The sequence below is a fragment of the Marinomonas balearica genome, assembly GCF_004362145.1.
Lineage (GTDB): Bacteria > Pseudomonadota > Gammaproteobacteria > Pseudomonadales > Marinomonadaceae > Marinomonas > Marinomonas balearica.
Window position 1 is genome coordinate 270,435 of the sequence record NZ_SNXC01000013.1, and the last position, 25,642, is coordinate 296,076.

General features: G+C 42.9%; 28 protein-coding genes and 2 tRNA genes. 5 read left to right on the forward strand and 25 right to left on the reverse strand.

Translation table 11 applies throughout. From position 1 onward, the window contains the following. Positions 1-49 precede the first annotated feature (49 nt). From purC to dapA, 3 genes are read right to left on the reverse strand one after another with little or no spacing between them, the layout of a single operon-like run. On the reverse strand, positions 50-766 hold the full coding sequence (gene purC, locus DFP79_RS13130) for a phosphoribosylaminoimidazolesuccinocarboxamide synthase (RefSeq protein ID WP_133504393.1): 717 nt from the start codon (positions 764-766) through the stop codon (positions 50-52). 31 nt (positions 767-797) lie between these two features. Next, on the reverse strand, positions 798-1,901 hold the full coding sequence (locus tag DFP79_RS13135) for a hypothetical protein (protein WP_133504394.1): 1,104 nt from the start codon (positions 1,899-1,901) through the stop codon (positions 798-800). Next, positions 1,901-2,779 carry a 4-hydroxy-tetrahydrodipicolinate synthase gene (gene dapA / locus DFP79_RS13140; RefSeq protein ID WP_133504395.1) on the reverse strand — a complete coding sequence of 293 codons (879 nt, stop codon included), beginning with the start codon at positions 2,777-2,779 and terminating at the stop codon, positions 1,901-1,903. Before dapA ends, DFP79_RS13135 begins: the two co-directional genes overlap by 1 nt. A 291-nt stretch (positions 2,780-3,070) precedes the next feature. Here dapA and bcp point away from each other — a divergent pair, with 291 nt between their 5' ends. Further along, positions 3,071-3,520, forward strand: coding sequence for a thioredoxin-dependent thiol peroxidase (gene bcp, locus DFP79_RS13145; protein WP_133504396.1), 450 nt, complete (start codon positions 3,071-3,073; stop codon positions 3,518-3,520). A gap of 105 nt (positions 3,521-3,625) precedes the next feature. Here bcp and DFP79_RS13150 read toward each other — a convergent pair whose 3' ends face one another. Then, on the reverse strand, positions 3,626-4,696 hold the full coding sequence (locus DFP79_RS13150) for an AI-2E family transporter (RefSeq protein WP_133504397.1): 1,071 nt from the start codon (positions 4,694-4,696) through the stop codon (positions 3,626-3,628). Positions 4,697-4,700: 4 nt separating this feature from the next. After that, positions 4,701-4,952: a sulfurtransferase TusA family protein gene (locus DFP79_RS13155; protein ID WP_133504398.1), complete on the reverse strand. Its 252-nt coding sequence runs from the start codon at positions 4,950-4,952 to the stop codon at positions 4,701-4,703. Between the two features lie 46 nt (positions 4,953-4,998). Between DFP79_RS13155 and DFP79_RS13160 the strand changes: the two genes are divergently transcribed. After that, on the forward strand, positions 4,999-6,426 hold the full coding sequence (locus DFP79_RS13160) for a M48 family metallopeptidase (protein WP_133504399.1): 1,428 nt from the start codon (positions 4,999-5,001) through the stop codon (positions 6,424-6,426). 81 nt (positions 6,427-6,507) lie between these two features. Here DFP79_RS13160 and nadA read toward each other — a convergent pair whose 3' ends face one another. From nadA to DFP79_RS13250, 18 genes are all read right to left on the reverse strand, one after another. After that, positions 6,508-7,554: a quinolinate synthase NadA gene (gene nadA / locus DFP79_RS13165; protein WP_133504400.1), complete on the reverse strand. Its 1,047-nt coding sequence runs from the start codon at positions 7,552-7,554 to the stop codon at positions 6,508-6,510. A gap of 39 nt (positions 7,555-7,593) precedes the next feature. Then, positions 7,594-7,669 (reverse strand) — tRNA-Lys (locus DFP79_RS13170). A 31-nt stretch (positions 7,670-7,700) separates the two neighbouring features. Continuing rightward, positions 7,701-7,776 (reverse strand) — tRNA-Lys (locus DFP79_RS13175). 43 nt (positions 7,777-7,819) lie between these two features. After that, positions 7,820-8,650 carry a tol-pal system protein YbgF gene (gene ybgF, locus DFP79_RS13180; protein ID WP_133504401.1) on the reverse strand — a complete coding sequence of 277 codons (831 nt, stop codon included), beginning with the start codon at positions 8,648-8,650 and terminating at the stop codon, positions 7,820-7,822. Then, a complete protein-coding gene (gene pal / locus DFP79_RS13185) occupies positions 8,650-9,255 on the reverse strand; it encodes a peptidoglycan-associated lipoprotein Pal (RefSeq protein ID WP_133504402.1) in 606 nt (201 codons plus the stop codon). Before pal ends, ybgF begins: the two co-directional genes overlap by 1 nt. 20 nt (positions 9,256-9,275) lie before the next feature. Then, the gene (gene tolB, locus DFP79_RS13190; RefSeq protein ID WP_133504403.1) at positions 9,276-10,574 is read right to left on the reverse strand and encodes a Tol-Pal system beta propeller repeat protein TolB; all 1,299 of its coding nucleotides are present in this window, start codon (positions 10,572-10,574) and stop codon (positions 9,276-9,278) included. Beyond that, positions 10,574-11,593, reverse strand: coding sequence for a cell envelope integrity protein TolA (tolA, locus tag DFP79_RS13195; protein WP_133504404.1), 1,020 nt, complete (start codon positions 11,591-11,593; stop codon positions 10,574-10,576). Before tolA ends, tolB begins: the two co-directional genes overlap by 1 nt. 3 nt (positions 11,594-11,596) lie before the next feature. Continuing rightward, positions 11,597-12,022 carry a protein TolR gene (tolR, locus tag DFP79_RS13200; RefSeq protein WP_133504405.1) on the reverse strand — a complete coding sequence of 142 codons (426 nt, stop codon included), beginning with the start codon at positions 12,020-12,022 and terminating at the stop codon, positions 11,597-11,599. Then, positions 12,022-12,702 carry a protein TolQ gene (gene tolQ, locus DFP79_RS13205; RefSeq protein WP_133504406.1) on the reverse strand — a complete coding sequence of 227 codons (681 nt, stop codon included), beginning with the start codon at positions 12,700-12,702 and terminating at the stop codon, positions 12,022-12,024. The genes tolR and tolQ overlap by 1 nt, the downstream gene beginning before the upstream one ends. 10 nt (positions 12,703-12,712) lie before the next feature. Next, a complete protein-coding gene (gene ruvB / locus DFP79_RS13210) occupies positions 12,713-13,729 on the reverse strand; it encodes a Holliday junction branch migration DNA helicase RuvB (RefSeq protein ID WP_133504407.1) in 1,017 nt (338 codons plus the stop codon). Positions 13,730-13,734: 5 nt separating this feature from the next. After that, complete coding sequence (gene ruvA, locus DFP79_RS13215) at positions 13,735-14,334, reverse strand: Holliday junction branch migration protein RuvA (protein WP_133504408.1); 600 nt, start codon at positions 14,332-14,334, stop codon at positions 13,735-13,737. Then, complete coding sequence (gene ruvC, locus DFP79_RS13220; RefSeq protein ID WP_133504409.1) at positions 14,324-14,881, reverse strand: crossover junction endodeoxyribonuclease RuvC; 558 nt, start codon at positions 14,879-14,881, stop codon at positions 14,324-14,326. The genes ruvA and ruvC overlap by 11 nt, the downstream gene beginning before the upstream one ends. 115 nt (positions 14,882-14,996) lie before the next feature. Further along, positions 14,997-16,766 (reverse strand): aspartate--tRNA ligase, encoded by a 1,770-nt coding sequence (aspS, locus tag DFP79_RS13225; protein WP_133504410.1) that lies wholly within the window; start codon positions 16,764-16,766, stop codon positions 14,997-14,999. A 209-nt stretch (positions 16,767-16,975) separates the two neighbouring features. Next, on the reverse strand, positions 16,976-17,485 hold the full coding sequence (locus DFP79_RS13230) for a GreA/GreB family elongation factor (RefSeq protein WP_166637706.1): 510 nt from the start codon (positions 17,483-17,485) through the stop codon (positions 16,976-16,978). Between the two features lie 108 nt (positions 17,486-17,593). Next, on the reverse strand, positions 17,594-19,207 hold the full coding sequence (gene cysN, locus DFP79_RS13235) for a sulfate adenylyltransferase subunit CysN (protein WP_133504412.1): 1,614 nt from the start codon (positions 19,205-19,207) through the stop codon (positions 17,594-17,596). A gap of 18 nt (positions 19,208-19,225) precedes the next feature. After that, on the reverse strand, positions 19,226-20,137 hold the full coding sequence (cysD, locus tag DFP79_RS13240; RefSeq protein ID WP_133504413.1) for a sulfate adenylyltransferase subunit CysD: 912 nt from the start codon (positions 20,135-20,137) through the stop codon (positions 19,226-19,228). A gap of 169 nt (positions 20,138-20,306) precedes the next feature. Next, positions 20,307-21,662: a prephenate-dependent tRNA uridine(34) hydroxylase TrhP gene (trhP, locus tag DFP79_RS13245; RefSeq protein WP_133504414.1), complete on the reverse strand. Its 1,356-nt coding sequence runs from the start codon at positions 21,660-21,662 to the stop codon at positions 20,307-20,309. A 132-nt stretch (positions 21,663-21,794) separates the two neighbouring features. Next, the gene (locus DFP79_RS13250; protein WP_133504415.1) at positions 21,795-22,802 is read right to left on the reverse strand and encodes a hypothetical protein; all 1,008 of its coding nucleotides are present in this window, start codon (positions 22,800-22,802) and stop codon (positions 21,795-21,797) included. A gap of 164 nt (positions 22,803-22,966) precedes the next feature. Here DFP79_RS13250 and DFP79_RS13255 point away from each other — a divergent pair, with 164 nt between their 5' ends. Further along, positions 22,967-23,551 carry a superoxide dismutase gene (locus DFP79_RS13255; protein ID WP_133504416.1) on the forward strand — a complete coding sequence of 195 codons (585 nt, stop codon included), beginning with the start codon at positions 22,967-22,969 and terminating at the stop codon, positions 23,549-23,551. A 77-nt stretch (positions 23,552-23,628) separates the two neighbouring features. Here the strand turns inward: DFP79_RS13255 and DFP79_RS13260 are convergent, their stop codons facing one another. Together DFP79_RS13260 and DFP79_RS13265 are read right to left on the reverse strand one after the other, a co-directional pair. Further along, positions 23,629-24,069: a tellurite resistance TerB family protein gene (locus tag DFP79_RS13260; RefSeq protein WP_133504417.1), complete on the reverse strand. Its 441-nt coding sequence runs from the start codon at positions 24,067-24,069 to the stop codon at positions 23,629-23,631. Positions 24,070-24,078: 9 nt separating this feature from the next. Continuing rightward, entirely contained in the window at positions 24,079-24,558 is a 480-nt protein-coding gene (locus tag DFP79_RS13265) for a DUF6942 family protein (protein ID WP_133504418.1), read from the reverse strand. Positions 24,559-24,760: 202 nt separating this feature from the next. Between DFP79_RS13265 and DFP79_RS13270 the strand changes: the two genes are divergently transcribed. Together DFP79_RS13270 and DFP79_RS13275 are read left to right on the forward strand one after the other, a co-directional pair. Beyond that, on the forward strand, positions 24,761-25,162 hold the full coding sequence (locus DFP79_RS13270) for a YeeE/YedE family protein (RefSeq protein ID WP_133504419.1): 402 nt from the start codon (positions 24,761-24,763) through the stop codon (positions 25,160-25,162). A gap of 5 nt (positions 25,163-25,167) precedes the next feature. Beyond that, positions 25,168-25,605 (forward strand): DUF6691 family protein, encoded by a 438-nt coding sequence (locus DFP79_RS13275; RefSeq protein ID WP_133504420.1) that lies wholly within the window; start codon positions 25,168-25,170, stop codon positions 25,603-25,605. Positions 25,606-25,642: the final 37 nt, after the last annotated feature.

A 25,642-nucleotide genomic window follows, 5' to 3' on the forward strand; every position in this document is an offset into this window, starting at 1 on the left:
AAAAACAAAAAGGGGCTTATTTAAGCCCCTTTTTTACGGTCATGGCGTTTTAAGCATCAAAATCAATACCGATACGACGACCAACGTCTTCGTAGGCTTCAATCACACCACCCAAACCTTGGCGAAAGCGATCTTTGTCAAGCTTCTCTTTAGTTTCAGCATCCCAAAGTCGACAACCATCAGGAGAAAATTCATCTCCTAAAACAACCTCGCCATTGAATAAACCAAATTCCAACTTGTAATCAACCAAAATCATCCCGCCTTCAGCAAACAATGCTTTTAAAACATCATTTACTTGATAGGTTAGCGTTTTTGCTTCAGCTAAGTGCGCTACATCAGCCCAGCCGAACGACTCCACATGAGATTCATTGATCATAGGATCACCTAACTCATCGTTTTTCAAAAACAACTCAAACGTAGGTGGTGTCAACTCAAGGCCTTCTTCGACGCCCAAGCGACGACATAGGCTTCCCGCAGCAACATTTCGTACAACGCACTCAACAGGCATCATATCAAGACGCTTTACCAACGCCTCGTTGTCGCTTAACAATGCTTCGAAGTGTGTTGGTATACCAGCTTCTTCTAGTTTTTGCATAATAAACGCATTAAATTTGTTGTTTACCATGCCTTTTCGATTCAACTGCTCAACCTTTTTGCCATCAAAAGCTGAGGTATCGTCGCGGAATACGAGAACCATTTTGTCAGGATCATCTGTACGAAATACAGATTTTGCCTTACCTGCATATAGCTCTTGTCGTTTTTCCATTGAAGGGTCTCCGATTATGTCTGTGAGGGTATTAATTTTTCGATAGCAATGAAAGCAATCGATATGAAATAAGCAATGGGTACTCTGCTGCTGAAGTATCAATCTCTAAAAGGATACCTGATGCCTGCCTAATCAGCTTGACGGGATACTCCCGCTCTTGCCATGTCACATCATCGAGATCTTTACGCCTAACATTGAACCATTTAACTTCTTCTGCGTGCCCAGGAAGCGGAGATGTCAAGGGTACAACATCACCCACTCTAGCAACCTGATCACTAGGCACTACAGAGATGAACAATTGAGCATCACGTAAGTCAGAATACAACAAAGGATTGCGATCAACCCTATCTTTAATCTGAGCCAACTGAACATTCTCTACACCAAGATAGAATGCTAAATTGCCATTTAAAGCAGACCAAATAGCGTCTTTTTCCAACGTTTTATTTTCACGTTTCGATAGAATAACAGACCCAGTGTCTAGGTTTTGAGCCAAACTACGCCAAAATTCAATCACTTGCTCATGCGTAGCATCATCTCCCACCGGAGACTGCCAATCGCTGTACTCATCACCTTTTTTAAATCGAATAGACACTTCTAATTGTGTCTGTCCCGTCAGCGGAGCATCCATCACCCTATATCGCCAAATCACCTCTTCTAGAGGTAAGCGCGTAATTTTGCTCCAAATACGCTTAAGCTTTCCCGTCGCTTTGAGTGTGTGGGGCAAAGTGGAAATAACATTATCTGCTTGGGATTCAGCAATCCCCTCTTCTCCATATAATGCATTCAAGTAGTTCTGGATTAAGCGCTTCGTTGTTGTGACTGGCGCAGGCACATCAAGAATGACAACCGACTCTTTTTCAAGGATGTCTATTTGCGCCATCTGCGAATAAACAAAAGGCGCTCTAGGTGCTTCAAATTCACCCGTTGCAGTATAAGAGTCAATTTTTGATTCATTTGGAATCTGTAACTTATCGTTCGGTACGTGACTGCCTTGAGGCATTTCCAGCTTTTTAGTTGCGGCTTGGCTGTCTTGATAATCAAGACCGTGGTCTTTAACAATGGATGAGCATCCATTGAGTGCAGCAATGCAAACCGAAGCAGAGACCACAAGAGAAAATCGTTTATATAAGCCCATTACTTAGTAATTCCTGCTTTAGCTAATGCATCACGAACTACATCATAATGCTCAGCAGAAAGAACAGTCAGAGGAAGTCGAATCCCCAAATCGCATAACCCTAGCTCGGCACAAGCCCATTTAACTGGAATGGGATTAGATTCCACAAACAGTTTTTCATGAAGAACAGCTACTTTTGCATCTAACGATTCCGCCAATTCTTCATCACCAGCTATAGCCGCTTCCGCAGCTTGAGCCACCTGTTTTGGCGCGACGTTAGCTGTAACGGAGATATTTCCTTTACCGCCTAACAACATTAGACCAACAGCGGTAGGGTCATCGCCAGAATAGACAGCGAACTCAGAAGGTGCTGACGCAATTAAATCCTTCGCTCGAGACAAATCACCAGTAGCATCTTTAATACCTACGATATTTTCAAATTCGGTCAGTCTTAGCACCGTCTCGTTAGACATATCACAAGCAGTACGCCCAGGAACATTGTATAAAATCTGTGGGATATCCACCGCCTCAGCAATTGCTTTGAAATGCTGAAATAAACCTTCTTGTGTTGGCTTGTTATAATATGGAGTCACCAATAAACAGGCATCAGCACCCGCGTCTTTGGCTCTTTGAGTAAGATCGATGGCTTCATGAGTTGAATTCGCTCCGGTTCCGGCAATAACTGGGACACGACCTTTAACGGTATCAACAACTTGGCGTATAACATCTGAGTGTTCTTCATACGTTAAAGTTGCCGACTCACCGGTTGTTCCTACCGCTACAATGCCGTGCGTACCGGCTTCCAAATGAAACTCAATAAGTTCATCTAGCTTTTGCTTATCAACGTCGCCGTTGGACTTCATAGGGGTGATAAGCGCAACTAAACTACCTGTGATCATTTCAAAACTCCAATTAAAATTTTTAGCATGCCATTAAAATTTTTAGCGTGCTAATAGTACCGTCGTGTTTAGGCGGAAACAACACGAGTTTGCCCTAATGTTAAGGATTTTTATCAACAAAACACTTAAGGACTTACCAAATGACAAGCGTTTTCTAAAAATCCGGTACTTTACCCACCCGCAAGAACCTAAAACTCCGCCGAGTCATCCATAGGAAGATTTACACTCCCTCATGATCAATCTGTTAGACTATTGACACGATTATAATTTCAGCTCTTAAGGAGAAAACACATGAGCCTTAACATTGGCGACATCGCGCCTAACTTCACATCAAAAGATCAAGATGGCAACGCACTTTCTTTGAGCGATTTTAGCGGTAAAAAAGTCGTTTTATACTTTTACCCGAAAGATTCAACCCCAGGATGTACAGCTCAAGCATGCAACCTTCGCGACAATTACAACACTTTGCTTGAACAAGGCTACATCGTCTTAGGGGTTAGTACAGATACAGAGAAGCGTCATTTAAATTTCATTAAGAAAAACGAACTACCTTTCCCCCTTATTTCCGATACGGAAAAAGAAGTCCACGACTTATACGACACATGGCAATTGAAAAAGTTCATGGGAAAAGAATACATGGGGACAGTTAGAACAACATTCATCATTGATGAAGACGGTAAAATAGAAGACATTATCACCAAAGTGAAGACGAAAGATCACACCGCTCAAATTCTAAAGTAACCCGCGCAAGCACAATACTGCTCCACCTCCAGCTATCACACGAAACACACATTCTGTGCTGGAGGTGGATACATAACAAGAAACTCTATACTGAGTGCCGCCACATCATCGATGGTACTGGCGATACTCCTGACTATCAGGCCACGCATTTATAATAGCTTTTACTAACGTAGCGAGCGGGATCGCAAAAAAGATCCCCCAAAAACCCCAAATCCCTCCAAAAAACAAAACAGCAACAATAATCGCTAAAGGGTGCAAATTTACCGCTTCCGAAAACAACAGTGGAACCAGTACGTTGCCATCAAGACCTTGCACAACCAGATATGCAGCGAACACATACCAAAATTCATTCGCCGTACCATGTTGATAAAATGCAACCAAAACAACGGGCACTGTTACTGCAGCAGCACCTATATACGGAATCAGAACAGACATACCAACTAGCAGCGCTAACAGTTCAGCATAGCGCAAACCAAGAAACCAAAAGACGATATATGTAACAACCCCAACTACGAGCATTTCAATAACTTTACCGCGAACGTAGTTTGCAATCTGATCGTTCATTTCATTCGCTATGTTTTTCATCATACTACGCTCTTGAGGAAGCCAGGAGGTTAAGTAGGCCAAAATTTTCTTTTGATCCTTAAGTAAAAAAAACATAACAAGCGGAACCAGCACAAGGTAAATCGCGAGCGAAAACAGAGATGGAATACTTGATAAAGAAAACGAAACCACCCATTGCCCTAAACCAGCAAGCTCATTTGTTGCAGTACTAATAACCTCCCGAATCGCTGACTCGCTAACGTAAGCCGAGTTTTCTTTTGCAAACGTCTCTAAAAAAATTTGCAAATCCAAAAACATTCGGGGGAGATCGTTCACAAACCTTACAGCCTGCCTCCAAATTATTGGCACCATAACCCCGATAATCACAGAACAACTGACCACAAAGAAAATAAACACAATAGACACAGCAACATTGTGTCCGACACCTGCTTTCTTAAGCCGAACAACACCTCCCTGCAATAAAAAAGCAAGTACAATTGCAATCAATACCGGAGCAAGAATCCCACCCCAAAACGCAAGCACTAAGATACTTGTAGTAAGAAGCAGCATAAAAACAACAACTTCTTCGTTCGATAGGTACCTTTTAATTAATGAATCGACGATTTTAAACATAAAATTAAACGTCACCTTTGCGTATTACAAACATATACACTCCATCGATTATTTGACTCTGTTCCATTATATACTCTGACATTTCTATGTATCTCGGGATATCTTTCATCGAACCTTCATCAGATGCAACAATACACAAACGCCCATTCATAGACATTTTAGTCAGCGCCATTTTAGTTTTAAGCAACGGCATTGGACATCGATCTTCTAAAGCATCGATGAATACGTCATACTCCGTTGTATCAATGGGTAACATCTATACACCTTTTTATCATTCTACTTCCTAGCTAACAACTTACATAATGCAACGAATAACAAAAACCATTATCACTTTATTTGCACTACCAATTCTCGTACTGGGCTTGGCAACGTATTCTATTGCGGCAGATAAAATACCGGACTTAGAAGCCATCAAAGATGAAAGAAGCCTTTCAAACCCATCTTATGTGCTTGGGCAATACTGGTTCCGCAAGTACAACGGCAGTAATGCACTTATTGATTTTCCACCTGCTTATGAATATCTAAGCAATACTGTGAGCCAGCTGTCTTCCTATAGCAATTTGAACAACAAGACAGTAGAAACCTCACTGCTAAATAGCACACAAGCCAACGCCTTCGTCCTACCTGGAAATCATCTATTTATCTACAGTGACATACTATCGCTAATCAAGGAAGAAGACGAACTTTACGCTCTACTTGCTCACGAAATATCACACTTAGAATTACGACACTATGAGCGTCGCTTATATAATACCGAACAAGAGAAAAAAAGACTGCTTTTGCTACTCGCTGCGGGTGTTGCAGCAGCCATAATAGGAAAAGATGCCGACACAACATCTGCCCTTTGGATTGGCGGAATCGCAAACCAAGCAACAAATCAATTAGCGTATTCACGAGAAAACGAGCAAGAAGCCGATAGACGCGGACGCCAACTACTCAACAATATCGGAATACCTTCAGGTGCAATGACAAAACTCTTCAATGAATTCCTAAAAAATTCACTTGGAGGAAATAAGCTTGAATTTCTATCTACACACCCACTTCCTCAAACAAGGTTAAGTGACTCGATTACTGGCGAATCACAAACACCTTTAAGCACTTCAATTTTAGAGAAAAACAACCAAAAGCAATATGGCTTTGGCTTTTTCAGGGCAACACTCATTGCATATCGCGCGTTACTAGATGATAGACCTTATCGCTATATTCAAAACCAACAACTCAGTTCAGACGAGACGCTCTTTGCTCAAGCGATTGTTAGCTATCAATCAAACTCTCTACTCAACACCATTGAAACCCTGAACAAAATTGAATTAAGCAATCGCTTTACCGACTACTTACTTGTATTAACACACATTAAAAGCAACAACATATCAAAAGCAAAGCGTCAGCTAAATAATAGGTTAGAGCTAGCACCAAACGACCCTATATTCGCTCCACTGTTAGCGCAGTTAGAAGACAACGAATACCTACCCTATTCTCTAAACGAACCTCAATTCGAATTAAGATTAAAATTAAAGAGCAACATAGACATTGCTGTCACTAAAGAAGACAACACATCTGCGCTCATTTATAAATCTTTAATGGAGTTTAATAAAGGCAAAGCCGACATTGCGCAAGGCCTAATCACACGAGCACAAAAGCAAGGAGGAGACAAAGCAACAACGGATAATTTACTGACCTATTATCAGAATATACTGGAAGCAGAAAAGGCCTCAGACATAACCCCTTAATTGCGACAGAAAAAAATCGGCAAAAACGAAAAAAGCCCCTACGAGGAGCTTTTTCATCAATTTCTTTTAGATAAATAGCGACTAATTTACATTGAAATCTAGCATTCGCTGCAATGGAATCAACGCCTTGCGCCTAATTTCATGATCAACAAAGATTTCGCCATCACTATTTTTTAACGAATCTCTTAACATTTCAAGGCTATTTAACGCCATCCAAGGACAATGAGCACAACTTCGGCACGTCGCTCCAGAACCCGCTGTGGGAGCCTCTACGAAACGCTTGTCAGGCGATGCCTGCCTCATCTTATAGAAGATCCCTCGATCCGTAGCAACAATAAAAGTACTGTTACTCATCTCTTGTGACGCCTTTAAAAGCTGAGAAGTAGATCCAACGACATCTGCGATCTCTACGACTGATGCAGGAGATTCAGGATGTACAAGAATCGCCGCGTCAGGGTAAACATTTTTTAAATCCTGTACACCCTTTGCTTTAAATTCTTCATGAACAATACAAGCACCGTCCCATAGAACCATATCTGCGCCAGTTTGCTTTTGAACATAGCCACCTAGATGCTGATCTGGAGCCCAGATTATTTTTTCGCCTTGATCATGCAGATGCTCTACAACATCAAGCGCAATAGAGGAGGTAACCACCCAATCAGCTCTCGCCTTTACCGCAGCAGACGTATTGGCATACACCACCACTTTACGATCAGGATACTGATCACAAAAGGCCGAAAATTCGTCAGCAGGACAACCTATATCCAACGAACACGTCGCTTCCAAGGTAGGCATTAGCACTGTCTTCTCAGGGCTAAGGATTTTAGCAGTCTCTCCCATAAATTTCACACCAGCAACGACCAGTGTGCTAGCGGGATGATTCGCACCAAAGCGGGCCATCTCTAGAGAGTCGGCAATAACGCCACCCGTTTCTTCGGCCAACTCTTGAATCGCATCATCTGTATAATAATGAGCAACAAGGACAGCATTTTTTTCCACCAAAAGATCTTTGATTTCCTGACGGATTATTTCGTTATCGAGAGAGGGTTGCTGCAGACTTTCTTCAGCTTCGGAAAGAAACTTTTGAACGGTCTCTCTCAATGCAATTTTATCAACAGACTGAGACATCTTCGCCCCCTTAAAGGACTGCAATTGAAACCGGTGTAATGGTGGGTCGTACTGGATTCGAACCAGTGACCAATTGATTAAAAGTCAACTGCTCTACCAACTGAGCTAACGACCCGGCACACCTATTGAAGGCTATAAAGAATTGTTGGTGGGTCGTACTGGATTCGAACCAGTGACCAATTGATTAAAAGTCAACTGCTCTACCAACTGAGCTAACGACCCAACGGGCGCGTATATTACTGAACCCATTGGGAAATGCAAGCTTTTATTCCATATTATTTAAATAACCTGCAGCAAGCGTGGCTGAGTTCGTTCCCGCAAACTGTGAAACAACTTTTTGAAGAAACGCCTTAGCCTCATCCTTATTGCCAAGCTGGTCATTAACAATACCCAACTTATATGTCGCATCAGCGACCTTACTGTGATTTGGGAATTTCATAACAACCATATTAAACTCGTCTAACGCCTCGCTAGGCTTACCTAGAACAAGTTTTAACTCTCCGAGCCAGTAATGCGCATTCCCTGTTAACGTATTAGAGGGGTAAACCAACACAAAGTCATCAAAGGCTTGTGCTGCCTCCTCAAACTTTTTCTCTCGAATTAGAGCATATGAGGCTTTGTAAGCACTTTTTGCCTCATCGCTTGGCTCCGTAATCTCAACGACCGACAACGGACCCTCAGAAGAGCCACCCTCTAACTCTGTATTACTTCCATTTACGCCTGCACTTTGACTAATTGGAGCCACAGCAACAGGTGCCACTCCAACCTCTCCAGAAGGCTGCGTACTATTAGCACTCGAATTTACGGGCTCTTGGGGAGCCTGAGACGAAGCTGTAGACATGATCAAGGAAATACGCTTATCCAGATCGATATAACGATCTTTTTGGCGCTCCTTAATTTTTTTCAACTCATATTCTTGCTCTTCAACCATACCTCTAAGCTGCTGAACCTCCTGTTGCAACGACTCAAGTTGAAACAATAAATCAGCTGCCGCAGCAGGGGACAACCCCTGAGCAGGAGAGTTAGCAAATGCAAAAGGGGCAGCCGAAGCTGCCACCAAAGCAATAGAGCGAATAACCGCCTTATTGAAACTCATTATTCGTAACGAACTTCAACACGTCGGTTCAGTTGCCAAGACGCATCGTCATGACCGAAAGCAACTGGCACTTCTTCACCGAAGCTAGTTGATTCAATTTGAGACGCAGCAACGCCTTGAATAGTCAAGTAACGAGCAACAGCCTTAGCACGACGTTCACCCAGAGCCATGTTGTACTCACGAGTGCCACGCTCATCGGCATGACCTTCTAACACTACACGAGCATCTGGGTTAGCAACCAAGAACGCCGCATGTTTTGCCAATGCTTCACGAGCTTCAGGGCGAACAATTGACTTATCGAAGTCAAAATAGAAAACTGTTTCAACACCCGCTAGTAAGTCCACAGCCTGATCAACAGCAGAATCCGCCGCCGCATCATCAACGACAACACTAGTGATGCTGCCATTTTCGCCAGCAGCAAATGAATCGCCAGTTTGACCTTCTTTACTAGCTGCATCACCACTTTGCTCTTCAGCAGCAGTCGTTGCAGAACCTTCTGCTACCGTTGCAGAAGAATCCGTTTCAGTTGCGTTTGTACTACAGCCTGCGATCCAAGCCGCAGACAAACCAATCACAGCAAACTTACCTAGTTTGTTTACACTCATTATTCGCTCCTTAATGCGCTTTATTTGAAATACGGTGACCAAGCAGGTTCACGTACATCACCATTTGATGATGGTAACTTATATTTCACCAAACCATCAACGGAAACTACAGAAAGTATACCTTTATTTCCTTCTGTTGTTGCATACATAACCATACTTCCATTCGGTGCAATACTCGGAGATTCATCCAAATAAGTTTCCGTCAAAATACTAACTCGACCATTTTTCATATCCTGAAGCGCAATATGGTAATTTCCTGAGTCTTTTTGAACAGTAACCAAATAGCGACCGTCTGGTGTCATGCGAGCACGAGTATTTGAATCTCCTTCAAATGTCACACGCTCAACATCTTTATTTTTTACATCTAAACGATAAATTTGAGGGTTACCGCCACGATCAGACGTAAATATAATACCTTTTCCATCTGGCTCCCAGCTTGGCTCTGTGTCAATCGCGTAATGATTTGTCATTCGCTCTAGCTTTTGCGTTGCTAAATCAAACACGTACACCTCTGGATTGTTGTCTTTTGATAACACAATAGCCAACTTCTTGCCATCTGGCGACCAAGCTGGTGCACCATTTAACCCTCTATATTGCGCAATTTTACTGCGCTTTCCAGTTGCCAACTCTTGAATAAATATATTTGGTCTACGGTTATTAAACATGACATAAGTAATAAACCGTCCATTACGACTCCATGACGGAGACAAGATAGGCTCTTTAGATTCAACAATCACTTGGGCACGATGGCCATCTGCATCTGCTACTTGAAGCTTATAGTTTGGAGCTGACCTATCACCTTCAGCCGTCACATACAATATACGCGTACTAAACGCACCTCGTATCCCAGTTAATGCCTGATAGACTTTATCACTAATAAAATGCGCGGCATCCCTAAAGCTAGAAGGAGTAACTGAAATAACTTCTTTATCACCAAGACGCTGTTGAGTATTGACGTTTAAAAGCTCGAATGCAACTTGGTAATTTCCATTTGATGCGCTTAATACAGTACCAACCAATATATACTCAGCCTTCAATAAGCGCCAATCACGATAAAATACTTTATCAGAAGAACCCGGCTGACTTAACATGGATGTTCGCGGAATACCTTCAAACACTCCACTGCGGAGCAAATCCCCTTCAACAATCTGTGCAATATCTTCCGGAAGAGGATCAGCTCCAGAATATTGAAAAGGAACAACCGCAATCGGCAGCAGCTGATCTGCCCCACTTGTAATCTCGATAACCAGCTGCGCTCTTGCGGATTGAGACAGCACAAGGAAAGCAAAAGTTAACAATAGCGTTTTAAATAACTTCATTAGTTTCTCAAATCTTGTGGATTAAAAATTAATTCAACTTGACGGAAATTTCGTTCAAATATGTACGAATCCAGCTTAGACAACTCTTCAATTTGCTCTACTTTATTTACCGCCGCAACAGCACTACGATCAAAAGCATCATTCCCGCTGCGTTCTAATATCTGCACTTCACGCACCTCCCCACTTGGTAGGAAGTAGATTCGCAATTTCACTTTCATATTATTACGCGCACTTGGCGGCCTGATCCAAGAAGCAGTGATGCGCTCATTAATTAAACCACTTAACGATTGAACTGCTTGCACCTCATTGGCATCACGCTCTTTTTGCTCTCGCACTATCTGCTGCTGTCTTTGCTGGTCATCTCGTTTCTTCCTTGCGTCAGCGGCTTTCTTAGCCGTTTCTTCACGCTGACGCGCTAAGCTTTCTTGCTCAGCCTTTTTCTTTCTTTCTGCATCGCGCTGTTTTTTCAGCTCAGCTTGCTCTTGCTTCCTTTTTTCATCACGAGCTTTTTTCTGTCTATCCGCCTTAGCTTTAGCCTCAGCTTTCGCTTTTTCGTTTGCTTTTCTCTTAGCCTCTTCTTTCGCTTTCTTTTTTGCGTCTTCTGCTTTTGCTTTTTCTTGCGCTTTACGCTGCTTTTCAACTTTTTGTCGTTGAAGCTCTTGGTCGCGCGCCTGATCTGCTTTTTTACGAGCTTCGCTCTGCTTACGCTTTGTTTCCGCTAACTTCCTTTTTTTCTCAGCAAGCGCTTTCTTTTCTGCCTTTCTTTTCTTTTCCTTATCTGCTTTTTTCTTAGCTTCGTTAGCAGCCTGAGCTGCAGCGGCCTTGGTCTTCGCTTCTCGTTTACCGATTACCGTTTGAGAGATATCAATAACCGTAGCTTGAACAATCGCAGGCTTCGGCGCGACTTTAGTTTCCTCAGTGAAATTGACAACAAAAACGCCGCCCACTAAAACAAGAGCATGAAGCGCAATTGCAAACACTACGGGTAACGAGTAATTCTCTTTATCGAGCCATTTCATGCTTTATTCTGGCTCCGTAACCAAACCAACGTTCGGCACACCCGCCCCTTGCAATGAAACCATCAGCCCGACCACTTCTCCATAAGAAACATTCTTATCTCCACGAACCAATACCGGTATATTTGGATTCTGACTCAATATTTTTCGCACACGCGATTGAAGATCAACCAAAGAAATAGGAGCCTGCTCGCCGCCAATATCAATAAAGTACTGACCTTTTTTGTCTACAGACGCGATCAAGACATCCGTCTCTTCTTGCTGGATCGGTGACGCGTTGGCATTGGGTAACTCAACATCAACACCTTGCGTTAACATTGGTGCGGTTATCATAAAAATGACTAATAACACCAACATAACATCAATATAAGGAACAACGTTTATTTCTGCGACTTGTTTGCGATGCGCGCGCCTTCTTCTAGTGCGAGCCATTATGCACCTGCCCCCTCACTCGAATGAACCTTTCGGTGAAGAATACTACTAAACTCGTCAGAGAAATTTTCATAACTGGATGCTAAATTATCCGCCCCTGCTGAAAAACGATTGTAAGCAATAACTGCAGGAATCGCGGCCGCAAGACCAATCGCTGTCGCAATAAGAGCTTCTGCGATACCTGGCGCAACCGTCGCAAGCGTTGCCTGCTGCACTTCTGCCAACCCGATAAAGGAATGCATAATCCCCCAAACAGTTCCAAAAAGTCCAATATAAGGGCTAATCGAACCAACGGTTGCTAAAAATGGAAGATGTTGGTCTAACTTTTCTTCTTCCTTGTACAGCGCAACTCGCATCGCACGTGCAACCCCTTCCATCACCGCATCAGGGTCAACATGAGAATTCTGTCGCAAACGCGTAAACTCTCGAATACCTGAAGTGAAAATATTTTCGATTCCTTCAACCTTTCGTCCGTCGGTAGTCAGTTGTTTGTATAGCTTACTAAGATCTATCCCTGACCAAAACTGATCTTCAAAGCGGTTTCTCACCACTTTTGCACGTTTCAATATGCGAACACGTTGAAATATCACAATCCAAGAAAACAATGACGCGAGCAGAAGTGTCAACATAACTAACTGAACGACAATACTAGCACTGGCAATAAGCCCCCAAATCGACATTTATAACCTCTTACTTAAAATCTTCTGACGGTAACTGATAATTAAAGTGCTCGTAAGCACGCTTTGTGACTTGCCTACCGCGCGGAGTCCGAATGACGAATCCTTGCTGAATAAGAAATGGCTCTATCACATCCTCAATAGTATCTTTATCTTCTCCGACGGCAGCAGCAATGCTGTCTAAGCCAACCGGACGACCATCAAACTTCTCTATCATAGTCAATAACATACGACGATCAAGATGATCGAATCCCTGACTGTCTACACTTAACATATCTAATGCACGTCGAGCAACCTTTTCTCCAACAACTTCTTCTCCGCCAACCTGCGCAACATCTCGAACCCGGCGCAATAATCGGTTCGCAATCCGCGGCGTGCCCCTTGAACGACGCGCAACCTCAAAACAGCCACTATCGTCCAAAACGACATCCATCTTATTGGCGGAGCGGCCAACAATGGTTGTCAGAGATTGGACATCGTAAAACTCCAAACGTTGCACAATTCCAAACCTATCTCTCAAAGGCGACGTAAGGAGTCCTGCCCTTGTTGTTGCCCCTACCAAAGTAAACGGAGGAATTTCTATTTTGATAGACCGTGCAGCAGGCCCTTCACCAATCATTATATCAAGCTGATAATCCTCCATCGCCGGATAGAGAACTTCTTCAATCGCTGGACTTAAGCGGTGAATCTCATCAATAAAAAGAACATCACCCTCTTCCAAATTCGTCAACAAAGCAGCCAAATCACCTGCGCGCTCTAATACAGGGCCAGATGTCGTCTTTATATCAGCCCCCATCTCATTCGCCACGATATTCGCAAGCGTCGTTTTACCTAAGCCAGGTGGACCAAAAATCAGGGTATGATCAAGCGGCTCCGAACGCTGGCGGGCCGCCTGAATGAATATCTCCATTTGTTCACGCACGATCGGCTGACCTATATATTCAGCCAACATCTGTGGCCTAATCGCTCGGTCAACTTGAGACTCTCCGCCTTGTGTTTGCGAGGAGATTATTCGATCTTGTTCTATCAACTTGACTACCTCAACATACCTTTTAATGCCGCTTTAATGATGCTTTCACTATTCGACTCATCTTGTGGCACTTTCGCAACCGCCTTAGCTGCTTCCTGAGGCTTGTACCCCAACGAGACCAAAGCAGCTTCCGCTTCTTGCCTTGGATCTGCTTGAATTTGTTTTAACACTTTAGGGACGGAAAACAAATCTTGCTTCGCTGCTTGGCCCAACTTATCTCGTAACTCTATTATCAGCCTCTCGGCTGTTTTTTTACCCACTCCAGGTATCTTCACCAATGCATCGACGTTAGATTCCTGCACATTTTCAATCAATTCATTGGTAGACATACTTGAAAGTATTGCTAATGCCATTTTCGGGCCAATACCATTTACCTTGATAAGCACTCTAAATACCGCACGCTCATCTTTAGAATAGAATCCATAAAGAGTGTGGGAATCTTCTTTAACCTGAAGATGCGTATGTAATACAACAGTTTCACCAATTGCCGCTAAATCATAAATAGTAGTCATTGACGCATGAACTTCATAACCAACGCCGTTTACATCTACAAGCAGTTCGGGCGGTACTTTTTCCACTAAGGTTCCAACAATTCTACTTATCACTGTATTTCCTCAAATCTGATGCACTCCAACGACCGGAACGCCTACCTGCTCGTTTACCTATCCCGTATTCTAATCCATCAGACGTTCGCGTATTTGCGTGACACATAGCAATAGCCAGCGCATCGGCTGCATCGGCCTGAGGAGGAGCCGGCAAGCTCAGTAGCATTTGTACCATTGTCTGAATTTGCACTTTATCTGCATTGCCGTTTCCAGCAATAGATTGCTTAACCCGCCTAGCCGCATATTCATACACTGGCAAATCAGCAACGCTCGCTGCAACAATCGCAGCGCCGCGAGCCTGACCTAGCTTAAGCGCAGAGCTGGCATTTTTTGCCATAAACACTTCCTCAATTGCGAACTCTGAGGGTGAAAACTGAGAAATCAACTCCGATACAGATTCAAAGATTACACGAAGGCGCACAGCAAGGTTTTCATTTGGTAACTTTATACAGCCACTTGATACATAAACCGTCTTACTGTTTTTTGCGTCTACTACACCATACCCAGTTATGCGAGAACCAGGGTCAATTGCCAATATTCGAGCCACTCACCGTTCCATTTAAAGCCTTCAACAACTGTATATTTGACCAGTTATCAAATCACCTTGCAATTGATTCATAAAAAAAGCCGCTAAAAGCGGCTTTTTTTATGAAATGAGCAAATTACTCTGCGACTGGCTTACGTACGCGAATACTCAGCTCTTTTAACTGCTTATCGCTTACATCACCTGGAGCCTGTGTCAAAAGACATGTAGCACTTTGTGTTTTAGGGAATGCAATCACGTCGCGAATCGAAGAAGAATCTGTCATCAGCATCACAAGACGATCCAAACCAAATGCTAAACCACCGTGTGGCGGCGCACCATACTTAAGCGCATCCAACAAGAAACCAAATTTTTCTTCTTGTTCTTCTTCACTAATATTCAATAGTTCGAAGACCGTCTGCTGCATTTCTGGCTGATGGATACGAATAGAACCACCACCCAGTTCGGTACCATTAAGCACCATATCGTATGCCTGAGAAAGTGCCGTAGTTGGATTTGCCTTTAGCTCTTCAGGCGAACAAGATGGAGCAGTAAATGGGTGGTGAATAGCCGTTACAGCACCATCAGCCAACTCTTCGAACATTGGGAAATCAACAACCCACAAAGGAGCCCATTCACATGTATAAAGATTTAGGTCTTCACCTAGCTTGCAACGCAAAGCACCTAACGCTTCGTTCACAACTGTTTCTTTATCAGCACCAAAGAAAATCAAATCACCATTTTCAGCCGCTGTACGCTCAAGCAATGCTTTGCGCACCTCAACAGGCAAGAACTTAACAATCGGAGATTGTAGACCTTCTTCAAGATCGTCCTTATCGTTGACCTTAATGTAAGCCAACCCTTTCGCACCATAGATACCAACAAACTTAGTGTATGCATCAATTTGCTTACGAGTAAGCGAATTTCCACCTGGTACCTTAAGGGCTGCGACACGACCTTTTGGATCTACCGCTGGGCCAGAGAACACTTTAAAATCGACACCTTCCATCAAATCAGAAACAGTCTGAATGGTTAGAGGGATACGTAAGTCTGGCTTATCACTGCCGTATGTTTCCATTGCTTCAGCATATGGCATACGCGGGAATTCACCGAGGTCAACGTCTTTCAATTCTTTGAACAAGCTCACGATCATGGATTCTGTCATACCCATAATCGATTCTTCATCCATGAACGACGTTTCAATATCGATCTGTGTAAATTCTGGCTGGCGATCAGCACGCAGATCTTCATCACGGAAACATTTTGCAATTTGGTAGTATCGATCAAAGCCTGACACCATCAGCATTTGCTTGAACAACTGAGGAGATTGAGGCAATGCGAAGAAACTACCTTGGTGCGTGCGACTTGGAACAACATAATCACGCGCGCCTTCAGGAGTTGCACGCGTTAAGATAGGCGTTTCGATATCCAAGAATCCATTGTCATCTAGATGACGACGCAACACTGAGGTTACTTTAGAGCGGAAACGTAATTTTTCCTGCATTTCTGGACGACGAAGGTCTACGAAACGGCTTTTTAGACGGATGTCTTCGCCAACGTTTTGGTGTTCGTCTAACTGGAATGGAGGCGTTTCGGAACGATTTAGTATTTCAAGCTCTTTACCAAGAACTTCAATTTCGCCCGTCGTCATATTTGGATTAACAGTACCTTCTGGACGAGCACGAACCAAACCTGAAACTTTAACAACATACTCATTACGAACGCTGTCTGCCAGTGCAAAACTTTCTGCACGGTCGGGATCAAATACGACTTGTGTAATGCCATCACGGTCACGGATATCAAGAAAGATTACACCACCGTGATCACGGCGACGATGTACCCATCCGCACAATGTAATTTCTTCAGAAATATTTTTCGCTGTTAGTTCGCCGCAATAATGGCTGCGCATAATGTGTTTCCTATTCCTATCTCTCTTTGGAGCTGTCACGCAAATGTACGTTTCTCTTAAGATGACCTTTATTTGCAATGGCCAATCTCGTTAGAAAAAGTCTAGATAATTTTTAAAGCACTGCATTATATGCGAAGCATTAGCGACTCTCCAGACTTTTACTGATACTAACGAAACTTTTGCCACCCTAAGGTTTGATTTTCTAGAGACTATAAATGAATTTCTAGAATTTCCGCTGACGTTTCAATACCTGAACGCAGAATAAAAAACTCATCACCCTCACTTTTACCCGCTAAAGACTTACCCAACGGCGAATCAAAAGACACCAGCTGCACCCAAACATCCTGCACCAAAATTTTATTTCCACCACATTTAGGTACAAGCAGATAAAATACACTCAAACCGCCAACACCGATCTCAACCAAATCTCCGATAGAAACCAAATCATGCTCATCAGACTTCGGCTTCCAGTTTGAAAAAAAATGGAGATCCTCTCTACACTCAACAACCCTTTGGCTTTGTCCGTGAGCTAAATACGAGTTTTCTAATCCAAACGTGTCGTATTTTGATTCCGCCACACTTTCAGAATCAGTTGCAGCAGCCTTCGCCTGATTTGCCGCAGCCACAGCACCGTCAAGCCTCTCCTGAAAAAACACAGGCAACAGCACCAAGAGCCTTTCTTTTAATCTCATCATATTCAATACAGATTTTTCATACATACCAACCCAAGGAAGCATTCTAGAATAAAAAAACGCCCGATGGGATACATCGAGCGTTTTTAGCTATTTGGCAAGCCGCGCATCTAGCAAATGCGCTAAACCATTATCTTACAACCGAACTAGCGCGGCGATCTCTTCGACAGCAGCGGCCACATCCGCAACATCGATGTCGTTATCAGCACCCACTTCAGCATCCGTAATGACAATAACACCTGTCTCACTTAGCAACGACACCTGCTCAGCAGTTAAACCGGACCTAACAAGTGCAACCAAACCAGAACGCAATAATGCACGCTCCAAAGCAACACCGTTTTCGACCAATGCCGACGTCGCTTTGATTACAGCAGGCTTTTGACCTAAGCGAGCAGCTCGGTCTTCTGCAGTAACTGGCGCATCTTCATTGATATCCGCTAATTCCTGCTCAACCATGCCAGCACCCACTGTCACGTTCGTTAAACGATCGATAACAATCAATGCACCCGTTAAGCGACTATCTTGATAACGATCGAATGCTACCGGCGCATCAAACTGAATAGTACAGTCTGCAATACCATTTAATTCAAGTGCATCTATATCGCTGGTTTCAAGCGTATTAACATCAACCCTATGGTTAAAGTGATGCACTTTACCCGGAACAGTTTGCGTGCCCAATTTAAAGTCATACAACTTACCAGGCACTAGGTCCTGCTCTGACATCCACACAATGGATGCGCGAAGTGTCGAACTCATCAAAGGCTCTTCGCCCTTGTGAGACAACATGTCTCCACGACTAATATCGATTTCGTCAGCAAGCGTGATGGTAACGGCCTGACCCGCTTTTGCTGTTTCTAGACTGCCATCATAAGTAACGATATCCGCTACGGTAGACGTTTTACCGGACGGCAAAGCAACAACTTCATCACCTTTTTGTATTTGACCTGCTGCAATGGTTCCTGCAAAACCGCGGAAATCAAGATTCGGACGATTCACATACTGAACAGGAAAACGGAACGCATCTTTCTTAACATTTCGATTAATTTGCACCGTTTCGAGAATCGCCATTAGCGGCTGACCTTGATACCAAGGAGTCTGTTCAGAAAGGTTTACAACATTATCACCCTGAAGAGCAGACATTGGCACAAACTGAATATCTTCAGGTGTTCGATCACCAAGCTGCTCTACGAACGCAAGATAATCGGCACGTATTTCATTGAATTTCTCTTCCGAGAAATCAACCAAATCCATTTTATTAATTGCAACAACAACGTGTTTAATACCCAAAAGAGCAGCAATATAGCTGTGGCGACGAGTTTGGGTTTGAACACCATAACGAGCGTCGATTAGGATAATGGCCAAATCACATGTGGAAGCACCTGTCGCCATATTGCGAGTATACTGCTCATGCCCAGGTGTGTCCGCAATGATAAATTTGCGCTTTTCAGTGGAGAAATAACGATACGCAACATCGATTGTAATCCCCTGTTCGCGCTCGGCCTGCAAGCCATCTACAAGCAAAGCCAAATCCACTTCTTCACCTTGAGTACCTGACTTTTTACTGTCACGTTTCACAGCATCAAGATGATCTTCATAAATAAGCTTAGAATCATGCAACAATCGACCGATTAGTGTACTTTTACCATCGTCTACATTACCGCAAGTCAATAAACGCAACAGGTCTTTTTCTTCATGTTGCTTCAAGTAGCCAAGGATGTCTTGACTGATAAGTTCTGATTGATGAGACATTCTTATACCACTCCGAAATTAGAAATAACCTTGTTTCTTTTTCTCTTCCATCGAGCCAGAAGAGTCATGATCAATAACGCGACCCTGACGCTCTGAGCTCTTGGTCAGCAACATTTCCTGAATAATTTCAGGTAACGTCTCTGCATCGGAAGATACCGCGCCAGTCAATGGGTAACAGCCCAAGGTGCGGAAACGTACAGATTTCATTTCGGGAACTTCACCCTCTTTAAGTGGCATACGCTCATCATCAACCATGATCATCGTACCATCACGCTCAACAACAGGACGCTCTTTTGCGTAGTAAAGAGGAACAATCGGAATTTGCTCAAGATAAATGTATTGCCAAATATCCAGTTCAGTCCAGTTAGATAAAGGGAACACGCGGATACTTTCGCCTTTGTTCACTTTACCGTTGTATATATTCCATAACTCTGGACGCTGATTTTTAGGGTCCCAACGATGCTGTTTATCACGGAACGAATAGACACGTTCTTTTGCTCGTGATTTTTCTTCATCACGACGCGCTCCACCAAACGCAGCATCAAAACCGTATTTATCAAGCGCCTGTTTTAAGCCTTGCGTCTTCATCACATCAGTGTGCTTCGCACTGCCGTGTGTAAACGGATTAATGTTTTGCTCTATACCTTCTGGATTTTGATGAACAATCAATTCAAGACCAAGTTTTGCAACCAATTCATCACGGAACGTGATCATTTCCTTGAATTTCCATCCAGTATCAACGTGCATCAATGGAAATGGCGGTTTGCCTGGATAAAAAGCTTTCATTGCCAAATGCAACATCACAGCAGAGTCTTTACCAATGGAATATAGCATCACTGGATTATCGAATTCAGCGGCCACTTCACGAATAATGTGAATACTTTCCGCTTCAAGCTGTTTCAAGTGAGTCAGTCTTGCCTCAGTAGTCATAATTCCCCATCTCTAAATATCGAAGGATTTTGTTAGGTTAACTATAACATGCATTTAAGTTATAAAAATCAATTCATTTAGACTTTAGTGATATAAAAATATAAAAAAAGGCTCATAAGCTGAGCCTTTTAGAAATTTAATCACACGTAGGGGATGCGACGATGATTTATTAACTAGGCAAGTTGCGCATCACAAGCCCAAATTCTGTATCAAAATCTGGTCGATCTAACGCGATCTTTACTTTATAGCCAGATCCAGGCGCAACATCCATTCTTTCACCATTCAGGCTCTCCATTGCGCTAATAGTGTGATACTGACTGCCTTTGGGTGTAATCAACTCCAATGTGTCTCCTAGCTTAAAACGATTTTTCACGTCAATACTTAGCCAGCCATTTTTGCAGTCAATCATCTCGCCAACAAATTGTTGATGCGTCGACATAGAGTTACCATGTTGATAATTTTGATATTTATCGTGGACATGGCGTCGATAAAAACCTTCAGTGTAGCCCCGATGCGCGAGTCCTTCCAAACGATCCATTAAAGACATATCGAACGACTCTCCGTGAACGGCATCATCAATCGCCTGTCGATATAATTGAGCCGTTCGAGCAGCATAAAAATGAGATTTTGTACGCCCCTCAATTTTCAGAGAATGCACCCCCATCTCAATCAGTTTTTCAACATGTTGAATCGCGCGGAGGTCGCGACTATTCATGATATATGTACCGTGCTCATCTTCAAAAGCGGGCATATACTCCCCTTCTCTACCTTGCTCTCTTAGCAAAACAACGTCATCGTAAGGCTTCCCTTCTCCTAGCGTTGTTTGGTGAGACGTTGAATCAGGTACGAACTGCTGAACACCTTTCAGATGGCTTCCGTCTGCGGGAACGATATCGCCTGTAGGCTCTTCTTTCGCCGCTTTAACATCATATTGCCAGCGACATGAGTTGGTACATGTACCTTGATTTGGATCGCGACGATTAAAATACCCAGATAACAAACAGCGTCCGGAATAAGCGATGCACAGGGACCCATGAACAAACGTCTCAATCTCCATATCAGGCACTTGCTGACGTATCTCTCCGATTTCATCCAGCGATAATTCTCGCGATAATATAACCCGCGTCAAACCATAGTCATGCCAGAACTTAACCGTTGCCCAATTCACTGCATTTGCCTGCACCGACAAGTGAATAGGCATATCAGGCCATTTCTCTTTTACCAACATCATCATGCCAGGATCTGACATAATCAATGCGTCCGGCGCCATCTCAATTACGGGCTCAATATCCTTTAAGTAAGTCTTGATTTTTGCGTTGTGAGGGGCAATGTTACTTGCAACATACAGCGACTTACCTTTCTGATGAGCCTCCTCTATACCTGTAGCAAGATTCGACATATCGAAGTCATTATTACGCACACGTAAACTGTACCTAGGTTGCCCGGCATACACTGCATCAGCACCATAAGCGTAAGCATAACGCATATTTTTTAGCGTTCCGGCTGGAGAAAGTAACTCTGTCATAAACCCTACTAATTGCCATTAATCATCATAAAAACCGGCGCATTCTATCGAAACGAGGGGAAAGAGAGTTTACTAGGTACAAAAAAAGGCCAACTAAGTTGGCCTTTTTTGATTCAGATCAAAAGAGCTTTGCTATAAACCGTCGCTGTTTGTTAACTGCTGCTGCAGCGCAAGCTGATTCACTTGTGCTTTAAGAGTATTAAGCTGACTCAACACTTGTGAACGGAATACATCAATCGAAGCAATTGCTTCATTATTTTCAGAAACTTGTTTATCCAATTTAGCCAATTCATCAGGCTTAACTGAAGGCGCTGTCGCTACTGGCTTTGCGTTTGCTGCTGCGGCCAATACCGCAACCTCATCGATTTCGGTTTTATTCGCCTCAATTTTATCCTCCAAAGACTCGATACTTGCCAGAGTCTTATTAATTTGTAGCGCTAACGCCTCGTATTGAGCTTGTAAATTCGATTGCTTGCCGCTTACCTGCTCACCTTGAAGCTGAACAGCTTGAACATTGAGCTGCAAAGCAGACAGTTCTTCATCAGACTTTTTATCAAGCGAACTTACGGACTCAACAAGGCGGTTATATCCATCTTCAATCTCATTAAACGCATCACCTTGCACCGCGACAAGTTTACCTTGAGTTGCCACATTCTCGCGTAATTCAGCAAGCTTAGTTTGAGTTGATTTTAAGCCTTCAATGTTTGTTTGGATATTTTTACGATTTCGATCATAGGCAACACCCCACAACTTACGTATTTCACTCTCATGAGTTTTAAGTGTTTCTTCGACCGTGGACCCTAGCTCACCGGCAGAAACATCCGCTGCAATAAGTTGGTGATCCAAATCTTGAATTTCATTTAAGGCACCAGCAAGTTGCCCTTTAAGCTGTTGATTTTGTTGCCAAAGCCAATAACCCGCCGCAGAGGCCGCCCCAAGAATTAAAAGTAAGAGGAAATATACTCCAAACAAACTTTGCTTTTTATAGACAGGCGCTTTCGCCTGCGCAGCTGACGATGTCGGCTTTGCAGGGGGTGGATTAAGCTTCCTCTTAGGTTTGGATTGTTGCGGGTTTCTGCTCTGCAACTCATCCAGATCCAGAGTTAAGCTTGGAATTTCTACTTCATCGTCTCTTTGCATGAAATTTAACGCACTTTACTTATGAAAAATTAAAAGAATTGAGATATAAATAACCACACAAATATCATGAATATAATATTCATATGTTCAGTGCTACTATATAAGCACCATTAACTGCTTGATAACAAGCATTTTTCGTAAAAACAAAGCATGGAGATATAGATATGGCTTTTGAACTACCGGCACTACCTTATGCTAAAGACGCATTAGAGCCACACATGTCTACTGAAACTCTTGAGTTTCACCACGGCAAACATCATAACACCTACGTAGTTAAGCTAAACGGACTTGTTCCAGGTTCAGAATACGAAGGTAAGTCTCTTGAAGAAATCATTAAAACGGCTCCAGCGGGCCCTGTTTTTAACAATGCCGCTCAAATCTGGAACCACACATTCTTCTGGAATAGCTTAAGCCCAAATGGTGGCGGTGAACCAACAGGCGCTTTGGCTGATGCGATCAACGCAAAATGGGGCTCTTTTGCGGCTTTCCAAGAAGCATTCAACGATAAAGCAGTTAACAACTTCGGTTCTTCTTGGACGTGGTTAGTTAAAACAGCTGACGGTTCTTTGGATATTGTAAACACAAGCAACGCTGCAACGCCGTTAACATCGGATCAAACTGCTCTATTGACAGTTGACCTTTGGGAACACGCTTACTACATTGATTACCGTAATGTACGTCCAGATTACCTAAAAGGTTTCTGGGCACTAGCTAACTGGGAATTTGCAGCAGCAAACTTCGCAGCATAAGCTAAGCTAGACCAGTCAATAAAAAATGCGGCAATGGCCGCATTTTTTATTTTTGCATAAGTTTCTATTTTGACACCCTAGTCACCCAGTTCAGACTGAACCGCTAATTTACACTGTATAAATTCCGAATGCGGCATAAACAGTAGCTCACTAATACGCCTAATTCTCTGATCTTCGTAGGCATCTAAACTATTATCCGCGAATGCAACTCGCCATAGACCTTTTAACAACTCCATTTTTTGTGCATTTGAAGCCTGCTCGTTAATCACTTTTGTAAATTGATATAAATCATTTGCTTCATCTACACCTTTTAGAGAATCATCAAAAATAGCATCGATATCCTCTCCTAGTTCGCTGATATCTCGTAATCCTTCTTTAACCATTTCGACTTCGCGCTCATCCGTCTCATGGTCCGCCAACATAACTTCAATCAACAAAGCTGCGACCGCTCTTTGATAGCTGATTGGAGCCTTTTCTTCTGTTTCTGTCAGAAACAACTTTCGTAACGCTTGAATCATAATAAACCTTTAATCTTGCATATAAGCTCGAACAGCACCAATTAATGCATTAGGGAACTGCCTATAATCAAAATACGGCGTCCAGTATACCCCTTCTTTTGACAACACCACGCGATCGTTAGACCTTTCAAGAGGGTCATTTACTCCATAGATTTTATCTGCATCAAGTGGAGGCGGCTTTGACTCCGCAAGTTGTTTGCCAACAATAAACTTAAATTTTGCTTTGCTTCCTTCAAAATCCGCTTTAGAAAAAACGAAGGTCGATTCGATCAACAATCGATTTGCTTTGTAATGACGCCATTCTTCCTCAACATCAACACTCAATTTTGCAGCGATAGTCAATATTTTACGCCAATGATTACCATTTTGGTTTTCTATAGCTGCGACTTCATTTTCATCTGAAACCGAGTTTACGCCGTCTTTAGTAATACAAGGCGCATTTGGCATCCAAAAGACAATGTTCGCACTTTTAAGTTCCGCACCTAGCATTCAGCCTTTCCTATAAGCCCCATTAAAACTACCTCACTCACAAACAAATGAAGTGTAAACAAATAGAAAATAACATCAATTCGAAATTTCAGGTGGACAAATGGGGTTTTTATATTAGAATAACCTAATATTAGAATTGTCTTATATTTTAAAATACTCATTATTCAGAACCGTCTTACGATAACAAAATAACAGGATTAAAATGTCGGATTTCACATACCCAATTATAGGCGGCCTCTTGATCGGGCTGTCTGCAAGCATACTATTACTAGGCTCAGGACGTGTCGCAGGGATAAGCGGACTACTTGCAAATCTCCTGTTTAAAGATAGAAAGATACTTCCCTTTCTTTTTCTTGCAGGCTTAATTTTAGGCGGCACTTTTAGCCAAACGTTTTTTGGTTTTGACACAATAGAGAACACATTAAATACACCATTTTGGATGATCATACTTTCAGGCCTACTCGTTGGTTATGGAACTCGACTTGGAAGCGGCTGCACGAGCGGTCACGGTGTATGTGGAATACCTCGCCTCTCTCTACGTTCTCTTATCGCGACTTGCATTTTTATCGTATCCGCTATCGTAACCGTCATTTTAACGAGGTAACAAAAATGAATGCATTCAATTATTTTCTTTCCGGCCTACTCTTCGGAGCAGGATTGATGATTTCAGGAATGGCGAATCCAGAAAACGTCATTGGGTTTCTAGATATATTTGGCGAATGGAATCCTAGCTTATTGTTTGTTATGGCCAGTGCCGTATCCGTAGGCTTAGTCGCAAATGTCATCAGAAAAAAGCGCTCACGCCCCTTTATTGCGGTTGATTGGCAAATTCCTTCAAAGACGAACATCGATAGAGACCTTGTTATTGGCGCAACCATATTCGGCATCGGCTGGGGGCTTAGTGGCTATTGCCCTGGACCAGGACTCCTCGCTGCATTCTTATCTCCTAGCTCTGGTTTACTGTTCTTTATAAGCTTAATAGTAGGAAGCTATATTTTCGAGAAGAAGGGGCGTTTTTTTCCCTCCCATTTACCATCATTGCGATAATAAAAGCACAATTCTTTCATACTTTCTTGTCACTAGA